15 protein-coding genes and 1 pseudogene are annotated in these 18,708 nt (G+C 70.9%); 5 read left to right on the top strand and 11 right to left on the bottom strand.

Going from position 1 to position 18,708, the window contains the following annotated elements; all coding sequences use genetic code 11:
- Positions 1-101 precede the first annotated feature (101 nt).
- The 3 genes from ACZ5VC_RS06155 to ACZ5VC_RS06145 are packed head-to-tail and all read right to left on the bottom strand — an operon-like array spanning position 102 to position 3,250.
- Positions 102-1,508, bottom strand: a complete 1,407-nt coding sequence (locus ACZ5VC_RS06155; protein WP_469118863.1) for a glycosyltransferase 87 family protein — start codon at positions 1,506-1,508, stop codon at positions 102-104.
- A 31-nt stretch (positions 1,509-1,539) separates the two neighbouring features.
- Positions 1,540-2,352, bottom strand: coding sequence for an ABC transporter ATP-binding protein (locus ACZ5VC_RS06150; RefSeq protein ID WP_469118862.1), 813 nt, complete (start codon positions 2,350-2,352; stop codon positions 1,540-1,542).
- Positions 2,345-3,250 carry an ABC transporter permease gene (locus ACZ5VC_RS06145; RefSeq protein WP_469118953.1) on the bottom strand — a complete coding sequence of 302 codons (906 nt, stop codon included), beginning with the start codon at positions 3,248-3,250 and terminating at the stop codon, positions 2,345-2,347. Before ACZ5VC_RS06145 ends, ACZ5VC_RS06150 begins: the two co-directional genes overlap by 8 nt.
- Positions 3,251-3,494: 244 nt before the next feature.
- On the opposite strand from ACZ5VC_RS06145, the gene ACZ5VC_RS06140 reads away from it, so the two are divergent.
- Complete coding sequence (locus ACZ5VC_RS06140) at positions 3,495-4,103, top strand: TetR/AcrR family transcriptional regulator (protein ID WP_469118861.1); 609 nt, start codon at positions 3,495-3,497, stop codon at positions 4,101-4,103.
- 44 nt (positions 4,104-4,147) lie between these two features.
- Here ACZ5VC_RS06140 and ACZ5VC_RS06135 read toward each other — a convergent pair whose 3' ends face one another.
- The 4 genes from ACZ5VC_RS06135 to ACZ5VC_RS06120 all read right to left on the bottom strand — a co-directional run bounded on the left by ACZ5VC_RS06135 (position 4,148) and on the right by ACZ5VC_RS06120 (position 11,317).
- Positions 4,148-5,023 (bottom strand): carbohydrate ABC transporter permease, encoded by an 876-nt coding sequence (locus ACZ5VC_RS06135; protein WP_469118860.1) that lies wholly within the window; start codon positions 5,021-5,023, stop codon positions 4,148-4,150.
- Entirely contained in the window at positions 5,020-6,345 is a 1,326-nt protein-coding gene (locus tag ACZ5VC_RS06130) for a carbohydrate ABC transporter permease (protein ID WP_469118952.1), read from the bottom strand. Before ACZ5VC_RS06130 ends, ACZ5VC_RS06135 begins: the two co-directional genes overlap by 4 nt.
- Before the next feature lie 46 nt (positions 6,346-6,391).
- Positions 6,392-7,753 (bottom strand): ABC transporter substrate-binding protein, encoded by a 1,362-nt coding sequence (locus ACZ5VC_RS06125; RefSeq protein WP_469118859.1) that lies wholly within the window; start codon positions 7,751-7,753, stop codon positions 6,392-6,394.
- A gap of 147 nt (positions 7,754-7,900) precedes the next feature.
- On the bottom strand, positions 7,901-11,317 hold the full coding sequence (locus tag ACZ5VC_RS06120; RefSeq protein WP_469118858.1) for an FHA domain-containing protein: 3,417 nt from the start codon (positions 11,315-11,317) through the stop codon (positions 7,901-7,903).
- Positions 11,318-11,794: 477 nt separating this feature from the next.
- On the opposite strand from ACZ5VC_RS06120, the gene ACZ5VC_RS06115 reads away from it, so the two are divergent.
- Both ACZ5VC_RS06115 and ACZ5VC_RS06110 read left to right on the top strand, forming a co-directional pair.
- A complete protein-coding gene (locus ACZ5VC_RS06115) occupies positions 11,795-13,456 on the top strand; it encodes a serine/threonine-protein kinase (RefSeq protein ID WP_469118857.1) in 1,662 nt (553 codons plus the stop codon).
- Positions 13,457-13,563: 107 nt separating this feature from the next.
- On the top strand, positions 13,564-14,796 hold the full coding sequence (locus ACZ5VC_RS06110) for a serine/threonine-protein kinase (RefSeq protein WP_469118856.1): 1,233 nt from the start codon (positions 13,564-13,566) through the stop codon (positions 14,794-14,796).
- Positions 14,797-14,931: 135 nt separating this feature from the next.
- On the opposite strand, the gene ACZ5VC_RS06105 is transcribed toward ACZ5VC_RS06110, so the two are convergent.
- The 4 genes from ACZ5VC_RS06105 to ACZ5VC_RS06090 form a co-directional block, all read right to left on the bottom strand.
- The gene (locus ACZ5VC_RS06105; protein ID WP_469118855.1) at positions 14,932-15,246 is read right to left on the bottom strand and encodes a hypothetical protein; all 315 of its coding nucleotides are present in this window, start codon (positions 15,244-15,246) and stop codon (positions 14,932-14,934) included.
- Positions 15,243-15,683, bottom strand: coding sequence for a DUF7587 domain-containing protein (locus tag ACZ5VC_RS06100; RefSeq protein WP_469118854.1), 441 nt, complete (start codon positions 15,681-15,683; stop codon positions 15,243-15,245). Before ACZ5VC_RS06100 ends, ACZ5VC_RS06105 begins: the two co-directional genes overlap by 4 nt.
- A 633-nt stretch (positions 15,684-16,316) precedes the next feature.
- Entirely contained in the window at positions 16,317-16,547 is a 231-nt protein-coding gene (locus ACZ5VC_RS06095) for a DUF7848 domain-containing protein (RefSeq protein ID WP_469118853.1), read from the bottom strand.
- Entirely contained in the window at positions 16,544-16,741 is a 198-nt protein-coding gene (locus ACZ5VC_RS06090; RefSeq protein ID WP_469118852.1) for a hypothetical protein, read from the bottom strand. Before ACZ5VC_RS06090 ends, ACZ5VC_RS06095 begins: the two co-directional genes overlap by 4 nt.
- Before the next feature lie 156 nt (positions 16,742-16,897).
- Between ACZ5VC_RS06090 and ACZ5VC_RS06085 the strand changes: the two genes are divergently transcribed.
- Entirely contained in the window at positions 16,898-17,620 is a 723-nt protein-coding gene (locus tag ACZ5VC_RS06085; RefSeq protein ID WP_469118851.1) for a GntR family transcriptional regulator, read from the top strand.
- 214 nt (positions 17,621-17,834) lie between these two features.
- Positions 17,835-18,380 (top strand): annotated as a pseudogene (locus ACZ5VC_RS06080) (site-specific integrase); the annotation flags it as partial.
- Positions 18,381-18,708 lie beyond the last annotated feature (328 nt).

Raw genomic sequence — 18,708 nt, 5'->3', positions numbered from 1 at the left:
AGAGTGACGAAGAAGGGCGCCCACCGGCAGGTCCGGTGGGCGCCCTTCTCTTTCTGCTTCTGCGTCCTTCTCTTTCTGGGCCGCAGCGCGTCTTCGCGGCACTATTCGGTGGCTCTCCACAGCCGCCGGCAGGACAGCAGCGCCGCGGCGAGCAGCAGCCCGTTGCGGAGCACCATGACCACGCACCCGAGCGCGCTGGAGGCGATGACGTCCTCGTACAGCACGGGGTAGGCGAGCGCGCTCAGCGCGGTCGCCGGGAGGAGGAGCATGACCACCGGCCGCTGGGTGGTGTGCCGGGCGGTGAGGCAGACCGCCGCCAGGCCCAGCAGCCAGATCATGTACTGCGGACTGATGACCCGGCTGGTGACGGTGAAGAGGAGTACGGCGGCGAGCGCGGAGTCCAGCGGGACGGCGGGCGTCCACTGCCGGGCCCTGACCCGCCACAGCACCAGCCAGCACAAGGCGGCAGCGGTGAGCAGCAGCGAGAACCGGCCGACGGCCGACACATGGGGACCGACGAATTCGAAGGCGCCGTAGCGGTACTGGACCTTGCCCTGCCAGAGCCCCATCGCCCGCGCGATCCCGAGGGCGGTGCCGCCGAGTGACTCGATCTGTACGCCCCGGTCGCCCTGCTGGCGCAGGAAGCCCAGGCTGTGTGAGAAGCCGGCCGCGAGGACGACCAGCAGCGCGGTGGCCGTGGTGAAGGCGGTGAGCCAGGCGGAGCGGGTGCTACGGCCCCGGGGCGTGCCCACGAGCGTGAGCGCGGGCCAGCCCTTGACCATGGCGCCGATCCCGGCGAGCGCGCCGCTGATCCGGGGCAGGCCGGCCTTCAGCGCGAGCACGGCGAACACGGCGATGGCGGTGACCTGGACGTCGTAGCGGGCGAGCGGGATGTGCAGCAGGAGGGGCAACCCGCCGACCCAGACCCAGGCGCCTTCGAGCCCGGCGCGGCCGCCGCGGAGCCCGGCGCGGAAGAGGGCGGCGGCGACGGCCGCGTCGGCCAGCAGGGTGAGGGCGACGAAGGCCTGGAAGTACGTCAGCCACGGCAGCATGGCCGGCGAGAGGAACACGAGCGCGGCGCCGGGCGGGTACTGCCAGGTGACGTCGTTGAGCGGGAAGCTGCCCTGCATCAGCTGCCCGTACCACCACTGGTACAGGACGTGGACCTCCCGGGCGACGCCCCGCACGCCGAGGCTGTCGTGGAGCAGCAGCCAGAGCATCGCGGCGCGGGTGAGGACCCAGACGGGACCGATCGAGAGGCGTGCGCGGCGCTCGGTCCTGGTGTCGACGACCCCGCGGGCGGTGAGCGCCCCGATGCGGGTGAGGGACGGCACGGGGGCCACCGGCGCGAGGGAGGCGAGCGCGGAGCGGGAACCGGGCGAGCCGTCATGGACAGGGGACATGTCCGCGGGCAGGGGACTCATGTCCTCCGACGAGTGCATGTCGGAGGCGCGCGGGGTGCGCGGGGCGCCGGAGGCGCGGCGGGAGCGAATCCGAGGCGTCTTCATCGAGGCGAAATTTATCCACCTTTGATCACTTTTATTCCGTATGTATCTCTTTCAACCCACCCCTTCGGGTGAACGCCTCGTAGGCCGCGACGACGTCCTTCGCCGGTCCGTCCCTCCGCACGCTCCCGGCCTCCAGCCAGATCGCCCGGTCGCAGGTCTCGGTGATGGTCGAATTACTGTGGCTGACCAGGAAGACCGTGCCCGCGTGGGAGCGCAGCTCGTTGATCCGCTCCTGGCTCCGGCGGCGGAACTTCGCGTCCCCCGTGGACAGGGCCTCGTCGATCAGCAGCACGTCATGGGTCTTGGCGGCGGCGATGGAGAACCGCAGCCGGGCGCCCATGCCGGAGGAGTAGGTCCGCATCGGCAGCGAGATGAAGTCGCCTTTCTCGTTGATCCCCGAGAAGTCCACGATCTGCTGGTAGCGGTCCTTGATCTGTTCGCGGGACATGCCCATCGCGAGGCCGCCCAGGACGACATTGCGCTCGCCGGTCAGGTCGCTCATCAGCGCCGCGTTCACGCCCAGGAGTGAGGGCTGGCCCTGGGTGTAGATCCGGCCCCGGTCCGTCGGCAGCAGGCCCGCGATCGCCTTGAGGAGGGTCGACTTGCCCGAGCCGTTGGAGCCGATCAGGCCGATCGCCTCGCCCCTGTACGCCGTGAAACTGACGCCCTTGACGGCGTGCACCTTGCGGACACCGGGGGTCGCCCGGCGGGACGCGATCCGGCTGAGGGCGGCGGTGGCGGAGCCCTTGCCCCGGTGGCCCCCCTGGACCGTGTAGGTGATGTGGACGCCGTCGACGACGACGGTCGGAGTGGGCTCGGGGCCCTCCGCGTTCGGGTCAGCCACGGCCGTACGTCTCCTCTGCCCGCCAGAAGTAGATGAAGCCGCCCAGGGAGGCGAGCAGCGCCCAGCCCGCGGCCAGGGCCCACGCATGCGGCGGAAGCTGCGCGGAGGTGAAGCTCTCGACGAGAGCGAAGCGGGTGAGATCGATGTAGACGGACGCCGGATTGCACTCCAGGACCCGCAGCAGCGCGTGCGGCAGACGACTGGTCGCCTCCAGGTGCTGGATGCTCCACATCACGCCGGAGACGTACATCCAGGTGCGCAGCAGGAAAGGCATCAGCTGCGCGATGTCGGGTGTGCGGGCCGCGACCCGGGCCATGACCATCGAGACACCGGTGTTGAACAGCGCCTGCAGGGCCAGAGCGGGGACGGCCAGCAGCCATGACCAGGTGGGGTACTCGCCGAAGGCGAAGAGGATCACCGCCAGCGCGCCGAGCGAGAACACCAGCTGCTGGAGCTGTTGCAGGGCCAGGGCGATCGGAAGCGACGCGCGCGGGAAGTGCAGGGCGCGGACGAGACCGATGTTGCCGCTGATGGCGCGTGTACCGGTCATGATCGACTGAGAGGTGAAGGTCCAGATGAAGACGCCGGTGACCAGGAACGGGATGTAGTCCGGGATGCTCCGCTTGTTGTCCATCAGGACGCCGAAGATGACGTAGTAGACGGCCGCGTTGAGCAGGGGGGTCATCACCTGCCAGACCTGGCCGAGCTTCGCCTGGCTGTACTGGGCGGTGAGCCGGGCGGTCGCGAACGCGGTGATGAAGTGGCGGCGGGACCAGAGCTGCCGGACGTACTGGGGGAGGGGCGGGCGGGCGCCACTGACGGTGAGCCCGTGCCGCAGGGCAAGGAGGCGCAGGTTCTCGCTCTCGGAGGCGCTCAGGCAGGCGCCGGCGGCGGCCACGGGTCGCGCCGGGCCCGGGGGAGCCGCGCGGCGGCGTGACGAGCGGGGCCTCCCGCGGTGGGACGAGGCGGTCTCAGTGGCCACAGCAGGCACAGTGCTCACTTCCGACGAGTGGGGAGGCGCGGAGCATCACCGCGCTCGACGATGGAACGGGACCGTATCGTCGCTACGGTGAGACTAGGACCCCTCGACGTCGGAACGCAACCGTCTCGTCGTCACGTGTGCCTTGGCTATCATCCTGACCATGACCCCAGAGCCCACCGGAACACCACGCCGCGCCCCCGCGGGAGCCGCCGTGCTCCGGGAGGACGTCACCGATGCGATCCGCGCGGCCGTGTTCGACGAGCTGGCCGCGGTCGGCTTCGCCCGGATGTCCATCGAGGGCATCGCCCGGCGCGCGGGCGTCGGCAAGACCGCCGTCTACCGGCGCTGGAAGTCCAAGCTCTCTCTCGTACTCGACCTGGTCGGCGCCTTCGCGGCACAGGGTCTGCCCGCCCCGGCGACCGGCTCGCTGTACGGGGATGTGCGCGCCCTGCTCGAAGTTGCCTCGCACGCGCTGCGCCATCCGGTCGCCTCACAGGTCATCCCTGACCTCCTGGTGGAGGCGGCCAGGCACCCCGAGATCTCGGATGCGATCAAGGCCGCACTGCTGGACAGCCAGCAGGGCGTGGTGGCCCAGGTCGTCCGCGACGCCGTGAGCCGGGGCGACCTGCCGGCCGGCGTGGACCCGGACCGCGCGCTCGACCTGGTCGTGGGCCCGCTCTACTGGCGCCTCGTCGTGGTCCGGACCGATCTGCCCGAGGGGTATCTGGACGACCTGGCGCGGGCGGCGGTGGCGGCGCTCACCGCTTAGCCCGGCCCCACTTCCGGTGTCCGATCGGCCCGACGCGCTTGCCGCTACTTCACCGCGCCCGCCATCACGCCGGACACGAACTGGCGCTGGAACGCGAAGAACACGGCCAGCGGGATCACCATCGAGACGAACGCGCCCGGCGCCAGTACGTCGATGTTGTTGCCGAACTGCCGGACCTGCTGCTGGAGCGCCACCGTGATCGGCGGCGACTCCGAGTCCGCGAAGATCAGGGCGACGAGCATGTCGTTCCACACCCACAGGAACTGGAAGATCCCGAGCGAGGCGATGGCCGGCCCGCCGAGCGGCATCACGACCCGCGTGAACAGCAGGATCTCGCCCGCCCCGTCGAGCCGCGCCGCCTCCAGCAGCTCCCGCGGAATCTCCGCGAAGAAGTTCCGCAGCAGGAAGATGGCGAACGGCAGGCCGAACGCCACATGGAACAGCACCACGCCGAGCGTCGTCTCGAAGATGCCGATCTCACCGAAGAGCTTCGAGACCGGCACGAGCGCCACCTGGACCGGGACCACCAGCAGGCCGACCACCACCAGGAACCACCAGTCCCGGCCCGGAAACTCCATCCAGGCGAAGGCGTAACCGGCGAGCGAGCCGATCACCACCACCAGCACGGTCGCCGGGACGGTGATCAGGACCGTGGAGAGCAGTGAGTCGGTGATCGTGTCGTTGGAGAGGATGTTGGCGTAGTTCCGCGTGGTCAGCTGGGCGGGCTCCGTGAACACCTGCCACCAGCCGCCGGAGCTGATGTCGGCGGGGTCGCGCAGCGACGAGAGCAGCAGGCCGATCGTCGGCAGCAGCCAGAACAGCCCGACCAGGATCAGGAAGACACGCACGGCGCCGCCGGCGGTACGGGCGGCGAGACGCGGACCCAGACCGCGGCTGCCCGTCTTCGACACCTCGCTCATCGACCGGCCTCCTTGCGCATCCTGCGGATGTTGAAGAGCATCACCGGGATCACCAGCAGGAGCAGGAGAACGGCGATGGCGCTGCCGACGCCCAAGTCCGCGTCCGTGCCGAACGACGAGCGGTACAGCTGGAGCGCCAGGACGTTGGCGTCGTCCTGCGCCGAGCCCGGGGCGATGATGAAGACCAGGTCGAAGATCTTCAGCACGTTGATCATCAGGGTGACGAGGACCACCGCGAGCACCGGCGCCAGGAGGGGGACCGTGATCCGGCGGAAGACCTGCCACTCGTTCGCCCCGTCGACCCGGGCCGCCTCCATCAGTTCGCGCGGCACGCTCGCCAGGCCCGCCGCGATCAGCACCATCGCGAATCCGGCCCACATCCACACGTAACTGCCGATCACCGCGGGGGTGACCAGGGACGGCCCGAGCCAGTTGACGCCGTTGTACTGCTCCCTGAAGTTGCTCTCGGGCAACCGGAGCAGAGCTCCGTCGGCCGCTGGTGGAAGGGTGAACGTGCCGTCCGCGGCCGCCTTGGTGGAGGCGACCACCTTGCCGTCCTTGACCGCCTCGACCGTGAGGCCCTTGAGTCCAAGCTCCTTGGCGTCGACGACGTTGGGCCTGCCTCCGCCGCCCTTGGTGAAGTCCAGCCAGGCGGTGCCGTTGATGCCGTCCGGTGACGCGGCGGGGACCTTGGCGGGCCGGGCGTCGCCGGGCATCTTCGCCGGCGGGACCCCGACGAGCGGCAGCTGTACGGGGGTTCCCGCCCGTACCGGCTCCTTGGTGATGAACGCGCCACCGCCCGCCGCCTTCAGCGGGTGCACCGGCAGCGGGCGCGCCTTGGGATATCCGGCCGACTCGGCGAACGTGTCGTGCACGCCCACCCAGACGGCGTTGGCGACCCCCCGCTCCGGATCCTGCTCGTACACCAGCCGGAAGATGATGCCGGCGGCGAGCATCGAGATCGCCATCGGCATGAAGACGAGCAGTTTGAACGCCGTTCCCCATCGGACCCGTTCGGTGAGAACGGCGAATATCAGGCCGAGGGCGGTGGTGACGGTCGGCGCGAACACCACCCAGACGGCGTTGTTCTTGACGGCGGTGAAGATGGTGTCGTCGGTGAAGATCTCGACGTAGTTGCCGAGACCGGCGAAGGAACCGCCCTCCTGGTCGAAGAACGAGCGGTAGATCGAATACCCGATCGGGTAGACGACGAGCGCGCCCAGCAGGACCAGCGCGGGCAGCAGGAAACCGACCGCGATGGTCTTGCGGGTGCCTGTCACGCTCTTGGCGTGGGTGCGGACGGGGGCGCCGGCCGGCGGAATCGTTCCCGGGGTCGTACCACCCTGTGCCGAGGGGGTGACCACGGCGTCAGCTCTTGTACGCCTTGGCCGCGTCGGCCTCCAGTCGCTGCTGGGTGCCCGCGATGTCCTTGGGGTTCTTCAGGAAGTCCTGCAGGGCCTTCCACTCACCCTTGCCGGGGGTACCGCCGAACGACTGAGGCATCTGGTCCGACATGTCGAACCGGAAGTCGTCCCCCGCGTCGATCAGGGACTTGGCGATCTCCCGCTGGACGTCATTGGGGTACGCGGCGAGGTCCAGGGACTTGTTCGGGGAGAGGAAGCCGCCTGCCGCCGCCCAGATCTTCGCGGCGTCGGCCGAGGCCAGGAACGTCAGCAGGGCCTGGGCCCCCTTGGTGTCCTTCAGCGCCACGGCCGCGTCGCCACCGGTCACCACCGGCGCCTCGCCGCCGACCGCCGGGAACGGGAAGACCTTCGCGTCCTTGCCGATCTTGGCCGGGGTCTGCGCGATGTTGATCGCGGCGAAGTCGCCCTCGAAGACCATCGCACCCTTGGGCTGGTCACCCCCGGTGAAGGTCTGGGTGACGGAGGCGGGGAACTCCGTCTGCAGCGCGCCGTTCGCCCCGCCCGCGATCAGATTCGGCTTTCCGAAGAGCTCGCCGAGCGTGGTCAGGGCCTGCTTCACCGACGGGTCGGTCCACTTGATCTCATGCTTGGCGAGCTGGTCGTACTTCTCCGGCCCGGCCTGGGAGAGGTAGATGTTCTCGAACCAGTCGGTGAGCGTCCAGCCGTCCGCGCCGCCGATCGAGACCGGGGTGACCCCGGACGCCGAAATCGTCTCGGCCGTCGCCAGGAAGTCCTTCCAGGTCTTCGGCTCACTCGCGCCGGCATTCTCGAAGACGGCGTTGTTGTACCAGATCAGGGACTTGTTGGCGGCCTTGAAGTACACGCCGTACTGCGTGCCGTCGACCGCGCCGAGATCCTGCCAGCCCTTGGCGTAGTTCTTGGCCAGCTGGGCCTTGGCCTCGGGCCCGACCGGCTTGATCCACTTGCGGGCCACGGCCTGCTGGATCGCACCCACCTGGGGGAGCATCGCGACATCCGGCGGGCTGCCGCCCGCGATCTTCGTGCCGAGGAAGTTCACGATCGGGTCCTGGGCCGGCACAAAGGTGACCGTGGCCCCCGTGCGCTTCTCGAACTCCTTCAGGACCTTGGTGAAGTTCTCCTGCTCGGGGCCGGTCCACACCGCGGCCACCTGGATCTTCTCGCCCTTGAGCTGCGGCAGCCGCAGCGTCGGCGCGCTGGTCTCGGCGTCGCCCGGCCCGGCTTCCGATTCCTTGCCGTCGTCGCCGCAGCCGGCGAGCGCCAGTGCGAGTGAGGTGACTGCGGTGATCGCCACTGCGGCCCTGCGTGTACGAAGAGTTGTGCGCATCGATGCCCCGTCTCTTCCCGCGCCTGCTCATTTCGTCCCGTGCCGACAGGTCTACGCCCGGTCCCCGGGCGTCGCAATAGCGCCTTCGGTGTCAACTACGCCATCGTGATGGGGTCGTGACGTGCCCCCAGGGTGCCTGACGCGCCCTCAGCGGCTGGTCGTGGCGCCGGTCAGGGGCGGCAGGGGTATGGCGTCGACCGAGCGGGCGGCCCGCTCCAGCGCGCTGGCCAGGAGCGCGAGATCCGTGGGCCCGTTGCCCAGTTCGCGTACGGGTCTGCGGGTCGGCGGATCACCCATCCGCTCCCACTCCAGCGGGACGACCGTGGGCCGCAGCGTCGCCGTGCGGGGGATGCGGCCGGTGACCCGGCCGGCCTGGAAGGGGGTCACTCGGCCGTCCGGGTGGCCGAGCCTGCCCCGGCCGGGCGCCTGGTCGTCGGGACCGCCGACGGGCGGAGCGGGATCGAGCACCACGCGCAGCCGGGCGCCGTGGGCCAGCTCGGTGTCCGCCGTACGGTCCGGGCGCGCCGAGGTCGCGATCAGATGCACCCCGAGGCGCTCTCCGCCCCGGGCCACGGCCTCCAGAGCTCGTACGACCGAACCCGCTGCGGGCCGGCCGGTGGAGCCGAGCGCCGGGGCGACCAGGGCGTCGAAGTCGTCGACGAGGACGACCAGACGGGGCAGGAGCGGGGACTCCTCGGGGTGGGCGGGCTGATCGCGGGAGTCGCGGGCCGTACGAGCGGCCGCCGAGGCGGACGGGCGCAGGCGGAGGGTCCCGCTGGACGGGGAGTCCAGATCACCACGCTCGCCGGGGCCGGGCTGGCCGGGGTGGCCGCCCTCGGAGGCGTACGCGCCGTACACCTCCTCGGCGGCCCGGGCCGTGCGGTCCGTCCGCTGCTCCGACCCGCTCGGCGTGCGCGGGCCCACCATCCGTTCCGACAGCTCGCGCCGGGTGTGCCAGGTCGCGAAGTCCTCGCTGCCCAGCAGTTCGGCGCGGCGCTTCAGCTCGGCGCCCAACGCCTGGGCGAACTCCCTCATCCGGACCGGATCGCAGGCGACGACGTGCTCGACGACATGCGGCAGCTCGGTGCACGGCGCCAGGCCGTCGCCGCGTTCGCCGCCCGCGCCGTCCACCAGGAGCAGCCCGAGCCGGTCGGGGCGGCCCCCGGCGGCCAGCGAGGCGGCGATGGAGCGCAGCAGCTCGGTCCGCCCACTGCCCGCCGGTCCCTCGATCAGCAGATGAGGCCCCTCGTCGGTCAGGTCGACGGCGACCGGACCGCGCGGACCGGCGCCCAGCACCAGCGTCCCGTCCACGGCCGACGCCCAACGGGCCATCAGGGAGGCAGGTGTGGCCCGGGCGAGGCCCAATTCGTCCAGGAGCCGCGCCGACGGGGGCAGTGCCACCGCCGCGGCCACCCGGCCGCTCGGCACCGCACCTTCCGTACGCAGCGGGGCCAGCGCCCGCCCGAACCGCTCCGCCCAGGCGAGGGACACCGCGTCCACGGTGGCGACCGTGCCGTGTCCGGCGGGACGGCCGCCCGCCGTGCGCATCAGCCGCAGCGCCGTCGCCACGTCACCGCTCAGCAGCGCGACGGCCCCGCACTCGCGGAAGGCGAGCGACTGGGCGCACGCGGTCTCATAGGTCGCCGCGACCGGTGACTCGGGCGAGGCCGCGGGGGCCTCGGCCAGACAGATCAGGTGGATACCGGCGGCCGCTCCCGCTCCGGCGAGCCGGGCTGTCGTCTCCCGCAGCGCCGCCGAACCGGGGTCGCCGTCCACGATCACGACCGTGTACGTCCCGTCGAACCGCGCCGCGGCCTCGGCGACCGCCGCGCGGTCCGCGCTCGGCCAGCCGGGCCCCAGGGGGCCGTCGTCCAGCCGACGCGTCAGCTCGGCCGTACGGGCGAGGGCCTGCTCGCGGTCGTACGCGAGGAGCAGCCGGCAGTCCTGGCCGTGCGCGGGCCGCATGTGCGGCAGCCAGCCGAGCCAGGACCACGCGCGGCGCCGTTCGGCCGCCGGACGCGTCCGGTCCGCACTGATCAGCACGATCTCCAGGTCCTCCGGTGCGTGCAGCGCCGCGAGCTGGGCCACGACGGACCGGGTGAGCCCGCGCAGCCGGTCGCCGGGCCCCGCGAGTCCGAGCGATCCCGCCTCCCGCAGGCCGACGGTGACCGGGACGGCGGGCAGATCGGCGCGGTCCGCCGTACCGAGCCGTACCACCAGAGCCTCGGGGTGTCCGGGGCCGCGCTCCCAGAGCCGGGGGCCCGGGCCGAGCGCGGTGAGCAGCACGGCGGCCGGGTCCGGCCAGCTCTCGGGGGCGGGTGCCTGGGCCGTGCCCCGGTCGCCCGGGGTGCGAGGCCCGTCGGCGTCCCGCGCGGACGGAAGGTCCGCGCGGCTCCCGGCGAGGCGTCGCGCCCAGGCACCTATGCCGCGCTTGCGGGCGGCGCCCTCGGGAATCACGGTTCCGCGTGCGGGCGTCCCCTGGCGGCGGCTCGTCCGGGTCCGGCTGTGGGCTTCGCTCTCGTCCCCGTCGTCGTACTCCCCGGCCCGCGCGTGCCCGCGCGGGTCACCGGCACCCGCCTCGGCGCCACGGGCCGCGCCGATCCCCCAGGGACCGGAGCCGTGCGGATCGCCGTCGGCCCCCGGGTCGGTGCGGTACGACTCGCTGCTGCGACCACTCGCGGTGTCACGGGCTTCGGAGCCGTACCGATTGGCGTGGCCGCTGGACGGGCCGTGGCCCGCGAAGCCGGACGGAGCGCCGGTGGGCGCCCCGGCCCGGGCGCCCCCGTGAGCCAGCACGTCCCGCCCGCCGTGCTCCGGACCACCCCGCACTCCGTCTCGTACGCCGTCGCTTGCGCCGTCCCGGGTGTCGCCCGCGCGCGTGCCGTACGCGGGCGACGGCGTCCCGGTCGGCGACGCGGCAGGCCGGTCCACCCGCAGATGGCCCTCGCCGTCCGGGGTCGTCGTCAGGGAGTCCGAGCCGCAGCCGCCGGGGTCCGCCAGCCGCAGCGCCGACTCGCCGACGCGCAGCAGAGCGCCCGGAGACAGCCGGACCGGGCGCGCGCCCACGTCCGCGCCGTCCAGCCTCGTGCCGTTCGTGGAGCCGAGGTCGGCGACCGTGACCCGCCCGTCGTCCGAGACCGTCACCGCGCAGTGCAGCCGGGAGACGTCCGGATCGTCGAGGGGCACGTCCGCGTCGGCGGAGCGGCCGACCCGGATCTGGCCGCCGTGCAGCAGATGGACCCCGCCCGCGTCCGGCCCGGCGACCACATGGAGCCGGGCCGCGGCGCCCTCGCCGGGGCTGTCGTCGTCGCCGGGGATCTGGAGGGAGAGCACCGCGCCGTCGATCAGCGGGGGCTCACCGAGCGCGCAGCGCTGCGCGTCGAGCCGCTCCCGGCCCGCGTACAGCACGATCGCGCCGGAGGTGTCGGGCCCGGAGACGGCGGCGGCGAGCCCGGAGGCGACCGCGGCGAGGGGGGTGCCGGCGGGGGCGGTGACGAGCACATCGCAGGCGCGCGCCGCGGAATGGCCGCTCTGCGGCGCGAGGACGGTCAGCCGGATCTGCATCGCCGTCAGCGGTCCCTTCTGCGCGGGGTGCCCGGCAGGGGACCGCCCTGGATCGCCCCCCACCCGGCACGGACGCGTCGTCCGGTACAGGTCGGCACGGATCGTGAGGCTCCCGCCCCCACGACGCGACGTGCTGGAGGCATCCTCGCACCTGCCACTGACAACACGCCCGGGACCCACCTGTAAGTGATCTTGAATGGTCGGCTGTCGACCTAAAAGTGCCTGGTTGGTCGCTCCTTCAGATCAGGTGTGGCAACCATCTCAGCGTTGGTCGCGTCTTGTTTTCGGACAAAAGGAGCTCGTTTCCGGACAGGAGGTGACCGTCCGTGACTCGGTCGGTGACCCGTTCGGCGGCACTAAAGTAGATCGGACCACCCGGGCGGGTCACAGAACAAGGGACAGGACCTCAGACGGACCTCAGACCCGGACCTCAGACCCGGACCTCCTCAGGACCACCATCAGCAGGGAGCGCGTGACGTGCGGCCAATCGGCAGCAAGTACCTGCTCGAGGAGCCGCTCGGACGCGGCGCCACGGGCACCGTCTGGCGAGCCCGCCAGCGGGAGACGGCGGGCGCCGAGGCGGCCGTTCCCGGCCAGCCCGGCGAGACCGTGGCGATCAAGGTTCTGAAGGAGGAACTGGCGAACGACGCGGACATCGTGATGCGCTTCCTGCGCGAGCGTTCCGTGCTGCTCCGCCTCACCCATCCCAACATCGTGCGGACCCGCGACCTGGTCGTGGAGGGCGATGTCCTCGCCCTCGTCATGGACCTGGTCGACGGCCCCGACCTGCACCGCTACATCCGCGAGAACGGGCCGCTCACCCCGGTCGCCGCCGCGCTCCTGACGGCCCAGATCGCCGACGCGCTGGCCGCCAGCCACGCCGACGGCGTCGTCCACCGCGACCTCAAGCCGGCCAATGTCCTGCTCGCCGAGCTCGACGGCCGGATGCACCCGATGCTCACCGACTTCGGCATCGCGCGCCTCGCCGACTCCCCGGGCCTGACCCGTACGCACGAATTCGTCGGCACGCCCGCGTACGTCGCCCCGGAGTCCGCCGAGGGCCGCCCGCAGACCTCCGCCGTCGACATCTACGGCGCGGGCATCCTGCTGTACGAGCTCGTCACCGGCCGGCCCCCGTTCGCGGGCGGCACGGCCCTCGAAGTCCTGCACCGCCACCTCAGTGAGGAGCCGCGCCGGCCCTCCACCGTCCCCGGCCCGCTGTGGACGGTCATCGAGCGCTGCCTGAGCAAGAACCCGGACCACCGCCCCAGCGCCGAGAACCTGGCCCGTGGCCTGCGGACGGTCGCCGCCGGCATCGGCGTCCACTCCTCGCCCGCCCAGATCGAGGCCGCCGACGGCGTCGGTGCGCTGCTCGCGCCCGACCCGGCGCCCGCGTCCGTCCCGCAGACCCCCGGCGCGGCCGACCCGACGCAGGTGCTCCCCAGCAACGCGCCCCAGTACGACCCCGGCGCCGCGACCAGCTTCCTCCCGGCGGCCGGTGCCGCCGCCGGTGCGGGCGCCGACGCTACCGCCGTGATGCCGCCCGTACCCCCGCATGCGGACGGTCCGCCGCAGCCCGAGGAGCCGCACCCCTGGCAGAGCCAGCTGCGCGCGGCCCGCGACCGCAACGAGCAGACGCAGGTCCAGTACCTCGACCCGAGCCAGGACCCGCTGCGCCGACGCCCCCAGCGTCAGCCCCAGCAGCCCCAGCGGCCCCCGCAGTCGCAGCAGAGGCCGCAGCAGCCGCCGCCGTACGCCCAGCCGCCGCAGCGGCAGCAGTACGTTCCCCCGCCTCAGCCCCAGCAGCGGTACGCCCCTCAGCCCCAGCAGCAGCAGTACGCGCCGCCCCAGCAGCCGCCTCAGCAGCGCCCGCCACGCGAGCCCCGCCAGCGCAGCGCCAACCCGATGAGGATCCCGGGCCTGGGCTGCCTCAAGGGTTGTCTGTTCACCATCGTGCTGTTCGTCGTGGCCGGCTGGCTCATCTGGGAGCTCACACCGCTCCAGGACTGGATCGCCCAGGGCAAGAGCTACTGGGAGGCCATCGGCGACGGCATCTCGAAGGTGACCGGCTGGATCTCCGAGCTCAGCGGCTCCGATCCGGGGGCGACCACGGGGGATACCGGCGGTACGGGGCAGTAACCCTGCCGATTTATCGACTTCCGAGGGGTGATTTCCCTTCGGAAGTGACGACCAGCGCCTGATGCCGCGTAACTTTGTCGCGAACGCCAGCCGCTGAGGGAGCAGTCTTGGCACGGAAAATCGGCAGCCGGTACACCGCCCACCAGATCCTCGGGCGGGGCAGCGCCGGCACGGTGTGGCTCGGCGAGGGGCCCGAGGGCCCCGTCGCCATCAAGCTGCTGCGCGAGGACCTGGCCTCCGACCAGGAGCTCGTCGGCCGCTTCGTCCAGGAGCGCACCGCCCTGCTGGGCCTGGACCACCCGCGCGTGGTGGCCGTCCGCGACCTCGTCGTCGACGGCAACGACCTGGCGCTCGTCATGGACCTGGTCCGGGGAACCGACCTCCGCACCCGCCTCGACCGCGAACGCCGCCTCGCCCCCGAGGCGGCCGTCGCGATCATCGCCGACATCGCCGACGGCCTGGCGGCCGCGCACGCCGCCGGCGTCGTCCACCGCGACGTCAAGCCCGAGAACATCCTGCTGGACATGGAAGGCCCGCTCGGCCCCGGCGGCGCCCACCCCGCGCTGCTCACCGACTTCGGTGTCGCCAAGCTCATCGACACCCCCCGGCGCACCAAGGCGACCCGGATCATCGGCACCCCGGACTACCTCGCCCCCGAGATCGTCGAGGGCCTGCCGCCCCGCGCCGCCGTCGACATCTACGCCCTCGCGACGGTCCTGTACGAACTCCTGGCCGGCTTCACCCCCTTCGGCGGCGGCCACCCCGGGGCCGTACTGCGCCGCCACGTCACCGAGACCGTCGTCCCGCTCCCCGGTATCCCCGAGGAGCTCTGGCAGCTGATCGTCCAGTGCCTGGCGAAGGCCCCCGCCTCCCGGCTGCGCGCCTCGGAGCTGGCCGTCCGGCTGCGTGATGTCCTCCCGCTGCTGTCCGGGATACCGCCCCTGGACGTCGACGAGCCGGACGCGGAGCCGACCCAGCAGTACGAGGAGCCGGAGTACCCGCCCCTTCCCACGGAACCCCGCCGCCGCGGCGCGGTCCCCCTGGTCCCGGGCTCGGCCCCCGACTCCAACCGCGACACCCACACCTCGATGCGCGTCCCGGCCCCCGACGAACTCTCCGGCGGCCCCCTGGGCACCGCCCGCGCCCCCCGCCCCTCGGGCGCCCGCCGCCCCGGCTCGGCCCGCCACAAGGCGGACGCGGTCCGCAAACGCCGCATCACCCTGGGCGTCGCGGCGGTGGCGGTGGCGGCGGCGATAGGGGTGGGCGGCTACCTGGCGACGACGGGCGACGGGGAGGCACCCCCACAGGACTCGGGAAACACGGCTCCGGAACGGCCCTGAAGAGCGTTCCGGAAAAGCGGCCGCAGGAGCGGTAGACCTGCGGCCGCACTTCGTTTCATTTCAGGTTCCAGGAACGACCGGCTGATTCGGTACCTGCATGAGCCCGTCGCAAGTCGGCGGAGCCACCCCCTGCGGTTACGGCGTTCCTAGGATTTCCATTACCTGTTCACGAATCTGGTCGATCAAATTCTCCAGATCTATCTTGTCCGCTCCTCGCTCGACAGCGCGCTCAATTTGCCATTCCATGAAAATGGGGGCGAACCAAATGAGGCGCACGAAATCCCGATGAAGGGGCTCTCCTTCTTCGATCTCAATTGAATTGAGCAGTCTCAGGTAAGTTTCACCTGCTTCTCGGTGGAACTCACCAGCACGTAACAGGCCGAAGAAGCCTGACTCGTCATCCCAGGCTAGATCGAGCGCCTCCAGGACCTCGGGTTGCGAATGTTTCATCCCCAGAATCCGATAATCGCCTCGGCAGGGATGCGTTGGAAGATCAACACTTCTTGATCCTTTCTCGCGTAAACATCAATCCGACCCTTGCCCGTGAAGCCGGCCGAGACATCCTCGATCCTTCCAGAGATCTTGGACAGATCAATGGCCACAACGCCGTGTCCTTGGTTGTACTTTGACGCGGCTGTGCCGGGGAGCTTGGTGGTGGAAATCCATGGGCTCTTCCTTTTCCCGGCGACGTGCGATAGGGGAGTCACATTGACCGCATCCGGAGCCCTCGCAGTCAGGCCCAGCGCCGGGTCTTCACCCTCCGCCAGCGCCCGGAAGACAATTCCAGGTGCAGCGTCATCGTCTGTTAGGTCGCAGTTGTGAACAAGGACCGGCGCCGTCCCCGCCAGCACATGTACGTGTGCTCGCCGGGCGGGCGTCACCGGCATTTTCGCTGGTCAGTGCATTCCGGCCAATCCGTAGGCGTACGTGGAAGTGCCCTGTTGTGCGCCCGTGTTGCCGTCGGCGCTACCGTCGGACGGTACGTGCGTGAGGGCGGTGGAGTGGGCTTTGGCCGGTGTCCTGCCCGGGTTGGGGTCGGGCGTGGTCAGGGGGCCGTACGCTGGCCCGGCAACTCGGGCAGGTCGTGATCCTGCCCGGAATTTGTACGAGTGGCCCCCTGGCCTTGCCCGACGCGGGCCCCGGCCCGGGGAGGTGGGTAAAGCCCACGGAGCCGACCGGCCCCACCTCTGGGCCTGCGCCCGGCCAACTCCCCGCCGTCGCCTCGCCGTCGGCCTGGCGTTCGCCGTGCTGGCTTCCTTCGCGCTTCTGGTGCTCCGCTACGTGTTTCTGCGCGGCCTGGTCACTGGCCGGCCCGCGGTGGCGGAGCCGAGAGCGGGCCGGGTGGGCGGCCGTGCCGCGCGCGACCCGCGTCAGCGGGTCGCCTTGAAGACGTAGAGAAAGTTTGGACGCATCCCGCTTCGGCGGTACGCCCTGGCTGTCGATCGAGCGCTTGGCTGGGCTGCTGGTCTGGTGCGATGGCCTGTGGAGTGTGGGTGCTGTTCCGGCTGGCGGTGGTGGTGCTACTCGGCTCGGGTGACCTTGGCGTGGTCGGTGAAGACGCGTCTGAAGAGGTCGTGACCGGTGCGTCCGGTGTGGCGGAGAGCCCAGTCCTGTGCGGCTTCCTGATCGGCGTGTGGGCCGGATTCGGCTCCGCAGTCAGGCGCGGCGCAGAACGCCTCGTAGGTGATGCCGCCTTCGGGTGCATGGCGGATGGTGTGGGTGACGTGCCTGTAGACGGCTCGGGGGCTCACTGGTGGCCCTCCGGGTGGCGTCGCATGTAGACGTTGCAATCGCTGACGGTGGTCATGTCGCCGACCGCACGGGCCCGGTCACGCACGTTGGCCAGCTCGACACAGCCCGCGCAGCCCTCGACGGGCGTCGGCTCCAGTTCCAGACTCAAGGGCAGTTCGACCGGCGGGGTCGAGTACCTGGTCGGCTCCGTCACTGCACATCGCCACCTTTCGAACGTCACATGGCCGATCTCTTGACAGGCCGGTGCTCTAGTTCAGTATTCGAGTGGCCGAAGCACTCACGCTACGGTTCGCAGTGCACTAGTGTCCTCCCCCTGACAGCACGTCAACTCAACGGAGGGGCACGCCTTATGCCCAGTCCCAAGACGTTCACGAAGATCGCAGATCACTTCCGGGGGCGCATCCTGTCGGGCGAGCTCGCGCCGGGCGCCAAGCTGCCGACCAACCGCGAGATCGCCGGGCAATGGCAAGCCGCAGCCGCCACGGTTTCACGTGCCTTGCAGGCCCTTCAGGTGGAGAACTTCATCCGCACCACGCCCCGGGGCACCTACGTTGCCGATGACCCACGCTGGACACTGTCGGCGCGGGACCGGCTGGCCCGGGTCCAGCGGGTGAAGTCGTTCCTAGCGGAGGGCGAGACGAGCCGGGTGACTGCCGCCGAGCTGATCACGCCGCCGCTGTACGTGGCGGAGATCTTCGACCTGGAAGCCGGAGATCAGGTGGTCCGGCGCGAGTGGCTGGCCGGACGGGGCAAGACCCGGACCGTGTTCGCCGTCACCTGGTACCCGGCCCCGCTCGCCGCCCTCGTACCGGACCTACTGAACACCGCCCCGGGCCGCAATCACGGACTGTCCGCCCGGGTGCTGGAAGCCACCGGGCGCACGATCACGCACGCCCGTGACGACATGCACGCCCGCCCCGCTGACGCCCGAGAGGCGAGCGCCTTGGGGCTGCCGGTCGGCTCCCCGATCCTGGCCGGCGCCCACCGATGGTCGGACGCGGAAGGGATCATCGAGTACGGGGAATGGTGTCTGCCACCCCGGTTCACCATCGGCTACGAGTACCAGCCCTGACCGATCCACGCGAAGCGTCCCGAAAGCCACCCTGCGGCCTTCGGGGACGCTGTCGTTCACGTGCCTGCCTCAGTCCGCGTCGCGGCTTTCGAGGCCAGTCGCCGGGAACTCGTTCTGCGGGGCGGTCGACGCTTCGTCCGACTCGCCCACCGGCTGCACCGTGACCGGCACCTCTGTGCCGAACTCGCCCCCCACGACGACATACGCCAGCAACCTCCACTGGGAAGACCTCGACTTCGACAGCGGTACGGCCAGCATCCGCCGCTCACTCCAACGCACCCAGAGCGGCGGCCTCACCCACCTGCCTACCAAGACCCGGGCATCCGAACGCCGCATCGCGCTCCCGACCGAATGCATCCACTCCCTCAAGGAACACAGGCAACAGCAGGACAAGGAGAGCGAGATGGCAGGGTCAGCTTGGAGGGACAGCGGACTCGTCTTCACCGCGCCGACTGGCGGCCCTCTCGACCCGGCTAACCTCACCCGCCGCTTCCGCAGCTTCCTCGACTGGGCTGGCCTCCGGCGGATCCGCTTCCACGACGGCCTCCGGCACTCAACCGCGACCCTGCTCCTGGAACAGGGCGTGGACCTCGTCGTGATCAAGGAACTGTTGGGCCGCGCCCACATCGGCGTCACCGCCGGCGTCTACGCCCACGTCCGGCTTCCCTTCCAGCGCCCAGCCATCGACACCCTCGGCAACGCCCTCGGCGCCCAGGACAACGGCCCTGAAATCCCACCCAGCACAGTCGGCACTTCCTGAACCCGAGAAACCGACTACCGGATTCTCGGGCCCGACCGCACAGGGCCCCATTGCCTGGAAATCAAGTCAGGCGACTTACCTGGAGGCTACCATCTTAAGAATCCTGAAGATCCCGAGTTGATTTCACTCCAAAGCAAGCGACGACCGAACTAATTTCCAGGTTCAGGAAGAGCTGGAAGTAGTACCCGCCCCGACGTCGATCATCAATGAAGCCTATTGCAAGCTCGGCACCCTCATACGCGCGAAGGGAATCGAGTGCTTCAGGGAAGCCAAGCGAAGGCTGGCCAGAGCGGCGAGTTCCACGCTCTCGCCTCTCGTAGATGGAGAC

It is taken from the genome of Streptomyces sp. NPDC033174, assembly GCF_055577795.1.
Note: the sequence above shows the minus strand (reverse complement) of the source record. Positions and strands in the feature narration are given on the sequence as shown.

Bases quoted from the DNA above. Each gene is read 5' to 3' on its own strand.
- ACZ5VC_RS06155 (WP_469118863.1), bottom strand. From the start codon at position 1,508: ATGAAGACGCCTCGGATTCGCTCCCGCCGCGCCTCCGGCGCCCCGCGC.
- ACZ5VC_RS06140 (WP_469118861.1), top strand. From the start codon at position 3,495: ATGACCCCAGAGCCCACCGGAACACCACGCCGCGCCCCCGCGGGAGCC.
- ACZ5VC_RS06135 (WP_469118860.1), bottom strand. From the start codon at position 5,023: ATGAGCGAGGTGTCGAAGACGGGCAGCCGCGGTCTGGGTCCGCGTCTC.
- ACZ5VC_RS06125 (WP_469118859.1), bottom strand. From the start codon at position 7,753: ATGCGCACAACTCTTCGTACACGCAGGGCCGCAGTGGCGATCACCGCA.
- ACZ5VC_RS06120 (WP_469118858.1), bottom strand. From the start codon at position 11,317: ATGCAGATCCGGCTGACCGTCCTCGCGCCGCAGAGCGGCCATTCCGCG.
- ACZ5VC_RS06105 (WP_469118855.1), bottom strand. From the start codon at position 15,246: ATGAAACATTCGCAACCCGAGGTCCTGGAGGCGCTCGATCTAGCCTGG.
- ACZ5VC_RS06100 (WP_469118854.1), bottom strand. From the start codon at position 15,683: ATGCCGGTGACGCCCGCCCGGCGAGCACACGTACATGTGCTGGCGGGG.
- ACZ5VC_RS06085 (WP_469118851.1), top strand. From the start codon at position 16,898: ATGCCCAGTCCCAAGACGTTCACGAAGATCGCAGATCACTTCCGGGGG.